The sequence below is a fragment of the Rhodobacter lacus genome, assembly GCF_042683065.1.
GTDB lineage: Bacteria > Pseudomonadota > Alphaproteobacteria > Rhodobacterales > Rhodobacteraceae > Rhodobacter > Rhodobacter lacus.
The window spans coordinates 15489-28903 of sequence record NZ_JBHUIX010000019.1 but is presented as its reverse complement, the minus strand read 5'-3'; the positions used below and the strand labels follow the sequence as shown (position 1 = coordinate 28903).

The 13415-nt window shown below is 69.0% G+C and carries 15 protein-coding genes and 1 riboswitch; of the genes, 14 read left to right on the top strand and 1 reads right to left on the bottom strand.

Translation table 11 applies throughout. The features are described 5' to 3' along the window. The first annotated feature begins 22 nt into the window (after nt 1-22). From ACFSM0_RS16705 to cobJ, 3 genes are read left to right on the top strand one after another with little or no spacing between them, the layout of a single operon-like run. A complete protein-coding gene (locus tag ACFSM0_RS16705) occupies nt 23-652 on the top strand; it encodes a precorrin-8X methylmutase (RefSeq protein WP_377393133.1) in 630 nt (209 codons plus the stop codon). Nucleotides 653-654: 2 nt separating this feature from the next. After that, nucleotides 655-1392 (top strand): precorrin-2 C(20)-methyltransferase, encoded by a 738-nt coding sequence (locus tag ACFSM0_RS16700; protein WP_377393130.1) that lies wholly within the window; start codon nt 655-657, stop codon nt 1390-1392. After that, nucleotides 1389-2126 (top strand): precorrin-3B C(17)-methyltransferase, encoded by a 738-nt coding sequence (gene cobJ / locus ACFSM0_RS16695; protein ID WP_377393127.1) that lies wholly within the window; start codon nt 1389-1391, stop codon nt 2124-2126. The genes ACFSM0_RS16700 and cobJ overlap by 4 nt, the downstream gene beginning before the upstream one ends. Here the strand turns inward: cobJ and ACFSM0_RS16690 are convergent. Then, a complete protein-coding gene (locus ACFSM0_RS16690) occupies nt 2099-2854 on the bottom strand; it encodes a cobalt-precorrin-6A reductase (protein ID WP_377393124.1) in 756 nt (251 codons plus the stop codon). The two genes, cobJ and ACFSM0_RS16690, sit on opposite strands and share 28 nt — an antisense overlap. Between ACFSM0_RS16690 and cbiE the strand changes: the two genes are divergently transcribed. From cbiE to ACFSM0_RS16635, 11 genes are all read left to right on the top strand, one after another. Beyond that, a complete protein-coding gene (gene cbiE / locus ACFSM0_RS16685; protein WP_377393121.1) occupies nt 2853-4043 on the top strand; it encodes a precorrin-6y C5,15-methyltransferase (decarboxylating) subunit CbiE in 1191 nt (396 codons plus the stop codon). The genes ACFSM0_RS16690 and cbiE overlap by 2 nt on opposite strands. Continuing rightward, nucleotides 4040-4366 (top strand): cobalamin biosynthesis protein, encoded by a 327-nt coding sequence (locus ACFSM0_RS16680; protein ID WP_377393337.1) that lies wholly within the window; start codon nt 4040-4042, stop codon nt 4364-4366. Before cbiE ends, ACFSM0_RS16680 begins: the two co-directional genes overlap by 4 nt. After that, the gene (cobM, locus tag ACFSM0_RS16675; RefSeq protein WP_377393118.1) at nt 4363-5148 is read left to right on the top strand and encodes a precorrin-4 C(11)-methyltransferase; all 786 of its coding nucleotides are present in this window, start codon (nt 4363-4365) and stop codon (nt 5146-5148) included. Before ACFSM0_RS16680 ends, cobM begins: the two co-directional genes overlap by 4 nt. Further along, nucleotides 5145-5876 carry a uroporphyrinogen-III C-methyltransferase gene (gene cobA / locus ACFSM0_RS16670; RefSeq protein WP_377393115.1) on the top strand — a complete coding sequence of 244 codons (732 nt, stop codon included), beginning with the start codon at nt 5145-5147 and terminating at the stop codon, nt 5874-5876. Before cobM ends, cobA begins: the two co-directional genes overlap by 4 nt. Further along, nucleotides 5873-6631 carry a precorrin-6A synthase (deacetylating) gene (gene cobF / locus ACFSM0_RS16665; RefSeq protein WP_377393112.1) on the top strand — a complete coding sequence of 253 codons (759 nt, stop codon included), beginning with the start codon at nt 5873-5875 and terminating at the stop codon, nt 6629-6631. The genes cobA and cobF overlap by 4 nt, the downstream gene beginning before the upstream one ends. Nucleotides 6632-6666: 35 nt before the next feature. Beyond that, a riboswitch (cobalamin riboswitch) is annotated at nt 6667-6885 on the top strand. 74 nt (nt 6886-6959) lie between these two features. After that, complete coding sequence (locus ACFSM0_RS16660; RefSeq protein WP_377393109.1) at nt 6960-7619, top strand: energy-coupling factor ABC transporter permease; 660 nt, start codon at nt 6960-6962, stop codon at nt 7617-7619. Further along, a complete protein-coding gene (locus tag ACFSM0_RS16655; protein WP_377393106.1) occupies nt 7619-7951 on the top strand; it encodes an energy-coupling factor ABC transporter substrate-binding protein in 333 nt (110 codons plus the stop codon). Before ACFSM0_RS16660 ends, ACFSM0_RS16655 begins: the two co-directional genes overlap by 1 nt. Before the next feature lie 20 nt (nt 7952-7971). Then, nucleotides 7972-8718 (top strand): cobalt ECF transporter T component CbiQ, encoded by a 747-nt coding sequence (gene cbiQ / locus ACFSM0_RS16650; RefSeq protein WP_377393103.1) that lies wholly within the window; start codon nt 7972-7974, stop codon nt 8716-8718. After that, nucleotides 8715-9557 (top strand): energy-coupling factor ABC transporter ATP-binding protein, encoded by an 843-nt coding sequence (locus ACFSM0_RS16645; RefSeq protein WP_377393100.1) that lies wholly within the window; start codon nt 8715-8717, stop codon nt 9555-9557. The genes cbiQ and ACFSM0_RS16645 overlap by 4 nt, the downstream gene beginning before the upstream one ends. Before the next feature lie 103 nt (nt 9558-9660). Continuing rightward, nucleotides 9661-12099 (top strand): FAD-dependent tricarballylate dehydrogenase TcuA, encoded by a 2439-nt coding sequence (tcuA, locus tag ACFSM0_RS16640; RefSeq protein ID WP_377393097.1) that lies wholly within the window; start codon nt 9661-9663, stop codon nt 12097-12099. Continuing rightward, a complete protein-coding gene (locus tag ACFSM0_RS16635) occupies nt 12096-13415 on the top strand; it encodes a cobyrinate a,c-diamide synthase (protein ID WP_377393094.1) in 1320 nt (439 codons plus the stop codon). Before tcuA ends, ACFSM0_RS16635 begins: the two co-directional genes overlap by 4 nt.

Below are 13415 nucleotides of genomic sequence, written 5' to 3'. Positions count from 1 at the left end.
CAACCCGACCCGGAGACCCGCAATGCCCCATACCTATGAGAAGGACGGCGCGAAGATTTACGTGCAATCCTTCGCCACGATCCGCGCCGAGGCGGAGCTTGCCCGCTTCACCCCCGAAGAGGAGGTGGTCGTGGTGCGGATGATCCATGCCGCCGGGATGGTGGGGCTGGAGCGCCATGTGCGCTTTGCGCCGGGCATGGCGATTGCCGCGCGGGCCGCGCTTGAGGCGGGCGCGCCGATCCTGTGCGATGCGCGGATGGTGAGCGAGGGGATCACCCGCGCGCGGCTGCCCGCAAAGAACGAGGTCATCTGCACCTTGCAAGATCCGCGCGTGCCGGAGATGGCGCGCGAGATGGAAAACACCCGCTCGGCGGCGGCGCTGGAGCTGTGGCGCCCGAAGCTCGCCGGCGCGGTGGTGGCGATCGGCAATGCGCCGACGGCGCTTTTCCACCTTCTGAACATGCTCGAAGACCCGGCCTGCCCGCGCCCGGCAGCGATCATCGGCTGCCCCGTCGGCTTTATCGGCGCGGCCGAGAGCAAGGCCGCACTCGCGCAGGCGAACCCGGTGCCCTGGGTGATTGTGGAGGGGCGGCTTGGGGGCTCGGCGATCACTGTGGCGGCGGTGAACGCGCTGGCAAGCCGGAAGGAATAAGAATGGGGCGGATCATCTGTGCGGGGCTTGGCCCCGGCGACCCCGAGCTGATCTCGGTAAAATCGGACCGCGCGATCCGCGCCGCAACCGATATTGCCTATTTCCGCAAGGCCGGGCGGGCCGGGCAGGCGCGCCGCATTGTCGAGGGCATGCTTGCGCCGAATGTTGTGGAACATGCGATGGAATATCCGGTCACGACCGAGCTTCCGTTCGACAGCCCGGAGTATATTGCGGCCCTCGCCGGCTTCTACGATGACTGGGCTTCTAGGCTTCTTGAAATTTCGAAAACCCGCGACATCGTTGTTTTATGTGAGGGCGACCCCTTCTTCTATGGCTCCTTCATGCATCTTTACACGCGGCTTCTGGGCCGCGTTGAGGTTGATGTGATCCCCGGCATTCCGGGCATGGTCGGCTGCTGGACCGCGACGGGCCAGCCGATCACCTGGGGCGACGATGTGCTCACCGTGCTCGCGGGCACGCTTCCCGAGGCGGACCTCGCGCGCCACATGGCGGCGGCCGATGCGCTTGTGGTGATGAAGACCGGGCGCAACCTGCCCAAGATCAAGCGCGCGCTTTCCGCGGTGGGCAAGCTTGAGGCGGCCTGGCTCGTGGAGCGCGGCACGATGCCCACAGAGCGGCTGGCGCGGCTTTCAGAAGTTGACGCGGAAGATTGCCCCTATTTTGCAATCGTGCTCGTGCATGGAGCGGGGCGGCGCCCCGAGAGGGAGGGGCTCGCATGAGCGGTTGGGTTACGGTTGCGGGGCTTGGCCCCGGAGATGAAGCGCTGGTGACGCCGGAGGTCACGGCGGCCCTGTCCGAGGCGACCGATATTGTCGGCTATATTCCTTATGTGGCGCGGATTGCGCCGCGCCCGGGGCTGACGCTGCATGCCTCCGACAACCGCGTGGAACTTGACCGCGCCCGCCATGCCCTTGAAATGGCGGCAGAAGGGCGGCGCGTGGTGATTGTCTCCTCGGGCGATCCGGGGGTGTTTGCCATGGCCTCGGCGCTTTTTGAGGGGCTCGAGGCGGCGCCCGAATTTGCCGAAACCGAGATCCGCATCCTGCCCGGCATCACCGCGATGCTCGCCGCCGCCGCGCGGGCGGGCGCGCCTTTGGGGCATGATTTCTGCGCCATCAACCTGAGCGACAACCTCAAGCCTTTCGACCTCGTTGAGCGCCGGTTGCGGCATGCGGCGCAGGGCGATTTTGCGATGGCCTTTTACAACCCGCGCTCAAAATCCCGCCCGCATCAATTTGCCCGTGTGCTGGAGGTGCTGCGCGAGGAATGCGAGCCCGGGCGGCTCATCCTGTTTGCGCGCGCGGTGACAACCCCCGAGGAACAGATCAACGTTGTCACGCTGGCCGAGGCGACGCCGGACATGGCCGATATGCGCACCGTGGTGCTGGTGGGCAATTCCACCACGCGGCGGGTGGGGCGCTGGGTTTATACGCCCCGGGGCGTGGCGCCGTGAGCGGCCAGCCAGTCCAGCACCTCTGCAACCGAACCGCAGATGCTGCGCTGCGGCACATAGGGCCGATCAATCAGGATCACCGGAATGCCAAGCGCGCGCGCGGCGATGAGTTTGGCCTCTGCGCCGCGCCCGCCAGCGTTTTTGGCCACGATATGGGTGATGGCTTCGCTGCGCAGCAATTCGCTATCCCCTTGAACATCAAAGGGGCCGCGGGCGATCACGGCGGACGCATCGGGGAGCGGCAGCGCGCCTTCGGGTGGATCGACGAGGCGCAGCAAATAGTGATGCTGCGGTGCGGCATCAAATGCGTCGAGATGCTGCTTGCCGATGGCAAGGAACACGCGGGCCGGCTCCGGGGGCAGGGCCGCAACGGCGGCGGCGAGATCGGGCACATGCTGCCAGCGGTCCCCCGCCTGCGCCACCCAGGGCGCGCGCTCAAACGCGCACAGATCCACGCCCGTCTCGGCGCAGGCGGCAACGGCATGGGCGCTCATCTGCGCGGCGAAGGGATGGGTCGCGTCGATCACCTGCGTGATGCCCTCGGTGCGCAGATACGCCTTGAGCCCGTCGATACCGCCAAAGCCGCCAATGCGGGTGGGAAGCGGTTGCGCCACCGGCTTTCCGGTGCGCCCGGCATAGGAAAAGACGGCTCTAAACCCTTTTTCTGCAAGGGTTTTTGCCAAAAGGCTCGCTTCGGTGGTGCCGCCGAGCAAAAGGAGGCGCGTCATGTCTGACCCCTGGCTCACGATCATCGGTCTGGGCGAAGATGGCCCGGAGGGGCTGCCCTTGGCAAGCCGTGAAGCGCTGCAAAAAGCACAGGTGATCTTTGGGGGGCCAAGGCATCTGGCGCTGGTGGGCGCGGGCGAACGGGGCCGCCCCTGGCCCGTGCCCTTTGACATTGCGCCGGTGCTGGCAGTTCGCGGCCGCCCGGTGGTGGTGCTGGCCTCGGGTGATCCGTTCTGGTGTGGCGCCGGGGCGCGGCTCGCCGATGTGCTCGCGCCCGATGATTGGCATGCGATCCCGGTGGCGGGGGTCGTTTCGCTCCTCTGTGCGCGCCTTGGCTGGCATGGCGAGCGGGTGCGGGCGCTTGGCCTGCATGCCGCGCCTTTCGCGCGGCTGCGCCCCGAAATCTGTCGCGGGGCGCAGATCATCGTCACGCTGCGCGATGGCGCGGCGGTGGCTGATCTTGCGCACTGGCTCAGCAATCAGGGCTTTGGCGCGCTGCGCATGGTGGTGGCGGAAAACCTTGGCGGCCGGGCCGAGCGTTTGCGCACCACCTTGGCGCAAAGCTATGATTTGGAAGATGTTTCCCCTCTCGTCGCGGTGGCGCTCGATGGCGCGGATCTTCCGGCATCCGCAGGCCTTTCGCGCGTGCCGGGGCGGCCGGAGAGCCTTTTTGCCCATGACGGGCAGATCACGAAATCTCCGTTCCGGGCCTTGACGCTGGCCGCGCTGGCCCCGCGCCCGGGTGCGCTGTTGTGGGATATTGGCGGCGGCTCGGGCTCGGTTTCGGTCGAGTGGTGCCTCGCCGGGGGGCGCGCACTCACCATCGAGCCGCGCGCGGACCGGCGCGCGAATATCGCGGCCAATATCGCCGCCTTCGGGTTGGCGGACGTCATGCAGCTTGTCGCGGGGGCTGCGCCCGACGCGCTGGACGGGCTTGCGCCACCAGATGCCGTTTTTGTTGGCGGCGGCGGATCGCAGGCGCTTTACACGTGGCTCTGGGATCGCCTTGCGCCCGGCACGCGGCTTGTGGCGAATGGCGTGACACTGGAGACGGAGGCGCTGCTTTCACAGTTGCACGCCCGCTTTGGCGGCAGCCTGATGCGGATCGAGATCGCCGAGGCCGAGCCCTTGGGGCGCATGCGCGGCTGGGGCCGGACACGCCCGCAGGTGCAATGGAGCGTGACGCGATGAGAGTGGCGGGGCTCGGGTTCCGCCGTGGCACGGTGGATTTTGCCGCGGCGCTGGCGGCGGCGGGGCCGGTCGATGCCCTTGCAACGGCGGCGGAAAAGGCCCAAGAGCTTGCCGCCGCACTGCCCGGATACCGGGTGCTGGGGGTCGATGTGGCCGGGGTGGAAACGCCCACGCGCTCGGCCCGTGTTCTGGCGCTCAAGGGCACCGGATCGGTGGCAGAGGCGGCGGCGCTGGTCGCCGCTGGGCCGCAAGCGCGGCTTGTGCGGGGGCGCGAAGTGATCGGCGGGGTCGTGCTCGCCGTGGCGGAAGGAGAGGGCGAATGACGGTGCATTTCATCGGCGCGGGGCCGGGCGCAGCAGATCTGATCACCTTGCGCGGGCGCGACCTGATCGCCGCCGCGCCGGTCTGCCTTTATGCCGGAAGCCTTGTGCCCGAGGCGCTGCTTGCGCATTGCCCGCCCGGCGCGAAAATCGTCAACACCGCGCCGATGAGCCTTGATGCGATCATCGACGAGATCGCCGCCGCCCATGCCGCGGGGCACGACGTTGCCCGGCTCCATTCAGGCGATCTCTCCGTCTGGTCGGCGATGGGCGAGCAACTCAGGCGGCTGCGCGCGCTTGGCATCCCCTATGACGTGACGCCGGGCGTGCCCTCTTTTGCCGCCGCTGCCGCCACGCTCGGCGCCGAGCTTACCTTGCCCGGCGTGGCGCAATCGGTCGTGCTGACCCGCACCTCGGGGCGCGCAACAGCGATGCCCGCGGGCGAAACGCTCGAAAACTTCGCCCGCACCGGTGCTGTGCTCGCGATCCATCTTTCGGTCCATGTGCTTGAGGATGTGGTGGAAAAACTCACCCCCTTTTACGGCGCGGCCTGCCCGGTGGCAGTTGTCTGGCGCGCAAGCTGGCCAGATGAACGGGTGGTGCGCGCCACGCTGGGGAGCCTGCGCACCGCCATTGGCGCGGAGATGGAGCGCACCGCGCTGATCCTTGTCGGCCCCTCGCTCGGCGCGGAAGAGTTTGACGAAAGCCGCCTTTATGCGGGCGATTATGATCGCCGCTACCGCCCGCTTGGCACCCATCCGCGCTTCCCGGAGGGCACCGAATGAGCGGCTTTGTTTCGTTTGTCTCCTCCGGCCCCGGCGACCCGGAGCTTCTGACGCTGAAAGCCGCCGACCGGCTCGCCAGGGCCGATGTGGTGCTTTTTGATGATCTTTCCTCCGGGCCGATCTTGGGCCATGCGCGCGCTGGGGCGGAACTTATCGCCGTGGGCAAACGCGCGGGGCGGCCCTCGCCGAAGCAGGACCATGTGAGCCGCCTGCTGGTGGACCATGCCAAAACCGGGCAACGCGTGGTGCGGCTCAAATCCGGCGACAGCGGGCTTTTTGGCCGCCTTGAGGAGGAGCTTGTGGCGCTTCACGAGGCCGGGATCGAGCATGAGATCATCCCCGGCGTGCCCTCGGCCTGTGCGGCGGCGGCGGCGGCGGGGCTGCCGCTCACGCGCCGGCTCACCGCGCGGCGGGTGCAATTTGTCACCGGCGCCGATGTGACGGGCGATCTGCCCGAAACGCTGACCTGGGCCGCGCTGGCCGATCCGGGCGCGACGACGGTGGTGTTCATGGGCAAGCGCACCTTTCCGAAGCTCGCGGCAGATCTGATCGCTCATGGCCTTGCGCCCGACACGCCCGCGCTGCTGGCCGAAGCTGTGGGGCATCCCGAGCAAAGCCTGCACCGCTCAAGCGTGGCCGCGCTGGCCGCGGAGCTGGCAGAGGCGCGCTCCGACAAGCCCGCGCTCATCCTTTACGGCCCGCTTTACGACCCGGAGGCGGCGCGATGATCGAGCTGACGCTGATCGGCATCGGCACCGGCAATCCCGGTCATGTGACGCTGCAGGCGGTTGCGGCGATGAACGCGGCCGAGTTGATCCTCATTCCGCTCAAGGGCGCCGACAAATCAGACCTTGCGGGGCTGCGGCGCGCGCTTTGTGCCGAACACCTCACCAACCCGGCCACCAAAGTGGTGGAGTTTGATCTGCCGGTGCGGGATGCCGCAACCCCCTCTTACCGCAAGGGGGTGGATGATTGGCACGATGCGATTGCCGAGGCCTGGCTGGCCCAGATCACCGCGCAATGCCCGGATCTGAGCGGCAAGGTGGCGCTGTTGGTCTGGGGCGATCCGTCCCTTTACGACAGCACCTTGCGCATTGCCGCGCGGCTTGAAAAACGCCTTGCGCTGCGCACGCGGGTCATCCCCGGCATCACCGCAATTCAGGCGCTTTGTGCGGCCCATGCGATCCCGCTCAATGGCATTGGCGCGCCCGTTGTCATCACCACCGGGCGGCAAATTCGCGACCATGGCTGGCCCGCCGCCGCCGAGACGGTTGTGGTGATGCTTGATGGCGAATGCTCCTTCCAAAGCCTTGATCCGCAAGGGATCACGATCTGGTGGGGCGGCTGTGTCGCGATGCAAGAAGAGGTCTTGGTGGCCGGGCCCTTGGCCGAGGTGACAGAACAAATCCTGTCCACCCGCGCGGCCCTGCGCGCGGCGCATGGCTGGGTGATGGACATCTACCTGATGCGCCGCGCCCTCTGACGCAGGCTGCGAGGGTTGACAGTTCCGTGACAGCGGGGATACTTCCCCGCGATGGTTCCCAACGGGATGGGATTAATAGGGAACACGGTGAGGATTACCCATCAGGGGCCAAATCCGTGACTGCCCCCGCAACTGTGAGCGGCGAGACCCGGTCGAATGCCACTGACTGCCCTGTCCACGGGGAGCACCAGTCGGGAAGGTGACCGGTTTCATGACCCGCAAGTCAGGAGACCTGCCATCGCTCGAGCGTCGCAAGCCTTCCCGGGGCGGGGTGCCCCCGGCCTTCGAAAGCGGCGCGTCAGAAGTGGAAGGAAGTCATATGCATATCATGGAGGGATACCTCCCCGCCAGCCATGCCATCGGCTGGTATGTTGCCGCCGCGCCGTTTTTCGTGGCGGGCACGCTCAAGATCCGCAAGCTCGTGGCCGAACGCCCGGAGGCACGGTTGACGCTTGCCGCCTCGGGCGCCTTTGCCTTCGTGCTCTCGGCCCTCAAGATCCCCTCGGTGACGGGCTCGTGCTCGCACCCGACCGGCACCGGCCTTGGCGCGGTGATCTTTGGCCCTTCGGTAATGGCGGTGCTGGGTGTCATTGTTCTTTTGTTTCAGGCGCTGTTGCTCGCGCATGGCGGGCTGACCACTTTGGGCGCCAATGCCTTCTCGATGGCCATTGTCGGCCCCTGGGTTGCTTGGGCGATCTGGAAGCTCGGTCGCGGCATCGGCCTTTCGGTGGCGCTCTCGGTATTTCTCGCGGCCTGCCTCGGAGATCTCGCCACCTACATCACCACGTCTTTGCAACTTGCGCTCGCCTACCCGGACCCGGCCTCGGGCTTTTGGGGTGCCGCGCTCAAATTCGGCTCGATCTTTGCCGTGACGCAGGTTCCGCTCGCCATTGCCGAGGGCTTCCTGACGGTGATCGTGATGGATGCGCTCGCGGGCAAGGTGCCCGAAGCCGACAAGGTCCGCACTCTGGCCGGGGAGATCCGCTGATGCTGCGCAACCGTACCCTCTGGCTTGGGCTTGGCGTTGTCGTGCTTGCCATCGTGCCGCTATTCATCGGTGGAGATTTCGGGGGCGCCGATGGCGCCGCGGCGGAACTGATCGAGGCCGAAAATCCCGGTTTCGTGCCCTGGGCAAACCCGCTCTGGGAGCCGCCGAGCGGTGAGATCGAGAGCATGCTCTTTGCCCTGCAGGCCGCACTTGGCGCCTTGGTCATCGGCTATGTGATCGGGCGGCGCCATGAGCGCAGCAAGGGCACGGCAGGCGCAAGGCCTGCCCGCCCCGCACCCGGCCGCCCCACGCCCGGCCAAGACGCGGCCTGACCCGAGGACCCCGGCCCGAAATGTCAATTGCCACAATGGACCGCATCGCCAGTCAGAGCCGCTGGCGCGCCCGCCCGGTGGCGGAAAAGGCATTGATCGGGCTGGGGTTTCTCGCTCTTGCCATCGTCTTGCCGCCCTGGCCCGGGGCCGCGCTGGTGGCGGCGGTGATGCTCGCTATCACCTTTTTCGGCGCGCGTGTGAGCCTGCGGTTCTGGCTTTCGGTGGCAGCCTTGCCGCTGGGCTTTCTGCTCACCGGCGCGGCGGTGCTGATGGTGCAGATCGGGCCGGAGGGGCTGGCGCTCGCGCCCGGTGGGCCTGCGGCGGCGGCGGCGCTTGCCGTCCGCGCTCTGGCCGCCACCTTTTGTCTGCTGTTTCTCGCCACCACCACGCCCGCCGCCGATCTGCTGGGCGCGGCGCGCCGCCTTGGCCTGCCCGGTGAGATCGTCGAGATCGCGCTTTTGACCTATCGGTTCGTCTTCATCCTTGCCGAGGAGGCGGCGGCGATGACGGTGGCGCAGCGCGCGCGCCTTGGCCATGCGACCCGCCGGCGCTGGCTGCGCGCGACGGGGCAGGTGATCGCGGCGCTTTTGCCGCGTGCGCTGGCCCGGGCGCGGCGGCTCGAACTTGGTCTGGCCGCGCGCAACTGGCAAGGCGAGATGCGGGTGCTTTCGGCGCGCGCCCCGGCACGGCTGCCGGTGCTGGCGCTGATCCTTTGCGGGCAGGCGCTGGTCGTCGCACTGACACTTTGGGCCGGGAGAGGGCCATGACCGAGATCTTGCGCGCCGAGGCGCTCTGTTATCGTTTTCCGGGCGCCGTGACCGCGCTCGACGGTTTGTCGCTGAGCGTTGACGCCGGCGAGAGCCTGGCGATCCTCGGGCCCAATGGCGCGGGCAAGTCCACGCTTTTGCTGCATTTAAACGGCACGCTGCGCCCGCAATCCGGGCGGGTGCTTCTGGGCGGTGCCGAGGCGCGCTACAGCCGGGCCGCGCTCAACGACTGGCGCCGCCGCGTGGCGCTGGTGCTGCAAGATGCCGATGATCAGCTTTTTGCCGCCACGGTCTTTGAGGATGTTTCCTTTGGGCCGCTCAACCTCGGGCTGACGGAGGCCGAGGCGCGGGCGCGCGTTGACGAAGCCCTTGCGGCGCTCTCGATTTCCGATCTGGCCGCGCGGCCCACGCATATGCTTTCCGGCGGGCAAAAGCGGCGCGTGGCGATTGCGGGCGCGCTGGCGATGCGCCCCGAGGTGCTGCTGCTCGACGAGCCCACGGCCGGGCTCGATGCCGAGGGCGCGGCGCAGCTGATCACCTTTCTGGAGGGGCTCGTGGCCGGGGGGATGACGCTGGTTTTTTCGACCCATGATGTCGAGCTTGCGAGCGCTCTGGCCTCTCGTGTGGCCTTGTTCCGGGCGGGGCAGGTGATGGCAACGGGGGCGGTCGGGGCGCTTTTGTGCGACCGCGCGGCGCTTTCCGGGGTGGGGCTCGCGCCGCCGATCCTTGTGGATATGGCGCTGGAGGCGCGCGCGCTCGGGCTGATCCCCGATTGGGCGGAACTGCCGCGCAGCCGCGCGGATTTTGCCGCCCTGCTCGCAACCTGGGCGCGGCGTTGAACGCGCGCCCGGCCCCGCCCGATGGCGCGCCGCGCCAACGGGCCTTGCGTGCGCCCGCACCCGCTCTTGCGGCCCGCCGTTCTCGCGCTACTCTGCGCGGGTCATGACCGCATCCGCCCCCGATCTTTTGCCGCTTCCCGCCCGCACCGGCGTTCTCGTGATCGGGGCCGGGCTTGCCGGGCTTTGTGCGGCAATTGCGGCGCGGCAGGCGGGGGCGTCGGTGGTGGTGCTCGACGCGGCGCCCGAACCGCTTTTGGGCGGCAACGCCCGGCATGGCCGCAACATCCGCTGCGCGAGCACCGGCGAGACGCCCTATCAGCGCGATTGTTACCCGGCTGCGGAATATGCGGCCGATCTGGCGCGGCTCAAGGGCGCTGACCCGGCGCTGGCGGTCGCGTTGGCGGAGGGCTCTGCCGATCTGCCTGCGTGGCTGCGCGCGCAGGGGGTGCGGCTTGAGCCTTGGGCCGAGGGGCATCTGCCCTATTCGCGCCGCACCGTGTTTTTGCGCGGCGGGGGGCAGGCAATGGTCAATGCGCTGCTGCGCCGCGCGCGCGCGCTTGGCGTCACGCTCCTCTCCTCTGCGCGGGTCTCGGCGCTGGACCCGGCGCTTTTGCACCCGGAGGCGGAAGGGCCGTTCGAGATTGTGCTCACCCGGCCCGAGGGCGCGGCGCGACTGAGCGCGTGCGCCGTGGTGCTGGCCTGTGGCGGCACGGGGCCGCAGGCGGCGCAAATTGCCAACCGCGGCACGCCCGAGCAGGCGGGCGCGCCGCTGCTGTGGGCGTTGAACGCGGGGGCGGCCGCGGCGGGGCGGCCGGGGGATGGCCATTTTGTCGCCGTTGATGCGCGCGCGCCGCGCGCCGATGCGGGGATCGTGAGCCGCGTGGACGGGATGCATCTGGGCCTTGTGGTCGGCGCCGACGGGCGGCGGTTTTATGACGAGGCGGCGATCGTGAGCCCGGCGCGGCATTCGGTTGCCGCGCGGGCGCTGATCGCGCGCGATGACCCGCGCGGCTGGATCGTGCTCGGGGCGAAGGCGGCCGAGGCGCTGCCGCCGATGCTGTTTGCGCCCCTCACCGCAGGCTCTGCCGCGGCGCTTGCCCAAGCCTGCGGCATCGCGCCCGCCGGGCTGGCCGAGACCCTCGCCAAACCGCTCGATCCGCCACGAAGCGCCGCGGTGGATCTGACGCCGCCGCTCCATGCGATTCCGGTGGTGCCGGGCCTCGGGTTCAGCCGCTACGGGCTTGCGATTGATGCGCAGGCGCGGGTGCGGTTGCGCGAGGGGGCTGTGGCGCCACGCTTTTTTGCTGCGGGCACCGTGGTTTGCGGGGCGGTGCTGGGAGAGGGATACCTCTCCGGGGCGGGCTTGGCGATTGCGGCTGTGTTCGGGCGCATCGCCGGGCAGGCGGCCGCGCAGCGGGTTGGCCCCGGCGATGCTGCGCCTGCAATGCTGCGCAGCGAAGCCATGCCGGGCGCCGCGGCTGCACCCCAGAGCGCCGCCCATACGCTCAACATCTGCAACACCTGCGGCTTTTGCACCGGGCTTTGCGCCGTCTTTCCCGCCGCGAGCCGCCGCCCGAAACTGGCGCCGGACGATCTGCGCCATCTCGCGCATCTGTGCCATGATTGCCGCTCCTGCCTTGCCGATTGCCAATATGCGCCCCCGCATGCGCTTGGGGTGAACCTGCCCGCGGCGCTCGCCGCGGCGCGGGTGGCAGAATATCGGGGCGAGGGGCGGGGGGCGGTCTGGCTCTTTTTCGCCTGCCTCATCGGGCTGCCGCTCGCCGCGCTGATCTTTGTGCCCTGGGCGGTGCTTTTTGGTGCCAGGTCCGGGCCGGGCGCGTTTTATGCCGTGCTGCCGCATCCGCTCATGGCGGGCGGCGCGGGGGCGGTGTTCGGCTTTGCCCTGATCGCGCTTGCGCTCCGGCTCGCGCTTTACTGGCGCGCGATCAAGGGGCCCGGGGCGCCGATCACGCGTGCCGCCTTGCGCAAGGGGCTGGCGGATGCGCTCAGCCTGCGCAACCTTGCCGATTGCGAGGATCGCGCGGGCCCGGTCGGGCAGGGGCGGCGGGTGGCGCACCATCTGCTTGCCGGTGGCTTCGGGCTGACGTTTCTGGCCACCGTGGCCGGGTTTTTCGCGCATCTTGCCGGTGCGCCCGCGCCCTATCCGGTTTTGAGTGCGCCTGTTGTGCTGGGCACATTCGGCGGCATCGCGATGCTCGCGGGGCTTTGGCTGTTTGGGCGGCGCGGGCGCGCTGCCGCGCCGCCCAAAAGCGCCGCGGTGGCGCGGATCGACCGCTTCGCCCGCGCCCAGCTTGCCACGCTCGCGGGCACCGGGCTCGCCCTGCTTGCGCTGCGTGAAACGCCGCTGATGGGGCTGATGCTGATGGCGCATCTGGGCGCGGTGGCGGGCTTTGCGCTGCATCTGCCCTTCGGCAAGCTGGCGCATGGTGCATTTCGCACGCTCTCGCTTATCCGCCATGCGGCAGAGGAGGCGGGCGCGCTTGACAAGCGCCGCCCGCCCGCGCGAAGACCCGCGCCATGACCGATGCCGCCTCCCTCTGGCCCAAGGGCCTCGCCGTTGCTGCGCCCGCCTCTGGCGCGGGCAAGACCACGCTGACGCTCGGGCTTCTGCGCGCCTTTCGCGCGCGCGGGCTGGCGGTGCAGCCGTTCAAGAACGGGCCCGATTACATCGACCCCGCCTTTCATGCCGCCGCCGCCGGGCGCATGAGTTTCAACCTTGATGGCTGGGCCATGGATGACGCCCTTCTGGGCGCGCTGGCGGGCGAGGCCAGAGGCGCTGATCTTGTCATTTTCGAAGGCGCGATGGGGCTTTACGATGGCCCGGCCGATCCGGGGCGGGTGGGGCGCGGCGCCAGTGCCGAGATCGCGCGGCGCTTTGGCTGGCCGGTGGTGCTGGCGCTCGATGTGAAGGGGCAGGGCCAGTCTGCCGCCGCCACGGCCCTCGGCTTTGCGCAACATCCCGATGCGCCGCCCCTTGCGGGGGTGATTTTGAACAATGTGGCAAGCCCGCGCCATGAGGCGATGATCCGGGCTGAAATGGCACGGCTCGGGCTTGCGGTTTTGGGCGCCTTGCCGCGGCGGGCCGATCTGGCGCTGCCAGAGCGGCATCTGGGCCTTGTGCAGGCCGAGGAGCAGGCGGGGCTTGCCGCCACGCTCGACCGGCTTGGCGCCTTTGTCGCCGAACATGTGGATCTGGATGCGCTTCTTGCTGCCGCCGGTGCAGGCCCCGCGCCCCTGCCGGGCGCCTGGCCGCGCCCGCCCGCGCAGCGCATTGCGCTTGCCCGCGATGCGGCCTTTTCCTTTGCCTATCCGCATATGCTGGCGGGCTGGCGCCGGGCCGGGGCGGAGATCGTGCCGTTTTCACCGCTTGCCGATGAGGCGCCAGATGCTGCGGCAGATTTGGTCTGGCTGCCGGGCGGCTACCCAGAGCTGCATGCCGGGCGCTTGGCTGCGGCGACGACCTTCCTTGAGGGGCTGCGGGGTTTTGCCGCCCAAAAGCCGGTGCATGGCGAATGCGGCGGCTACATGGTGCTTGGCACGGCCCTCATGGATGCCGAGGGGGTCTCGCATGCGATGGCGGGGCTTTTGGGGTTGGTGACGAGCTACGCAAAGCGCAAGCTGCATCTGGGCTACCGCCGCGCCACGCTGTGCGCGCCGATGCCGGGGCAGGGCGCGGGCAAGGCGCTCTGGGGCCACGAGTTCCATTATTCGACCATTCTCGCCCAGCCCGATGCGCCTTTGGCCGAAGTGCGCGATGCGGGGGGGCAGATCGTGGCCGAAACAGGCTCCGTCCGGGGCAAGGTGAGCGGCAGCTTTTTCCACCTGATCGCGGATTAG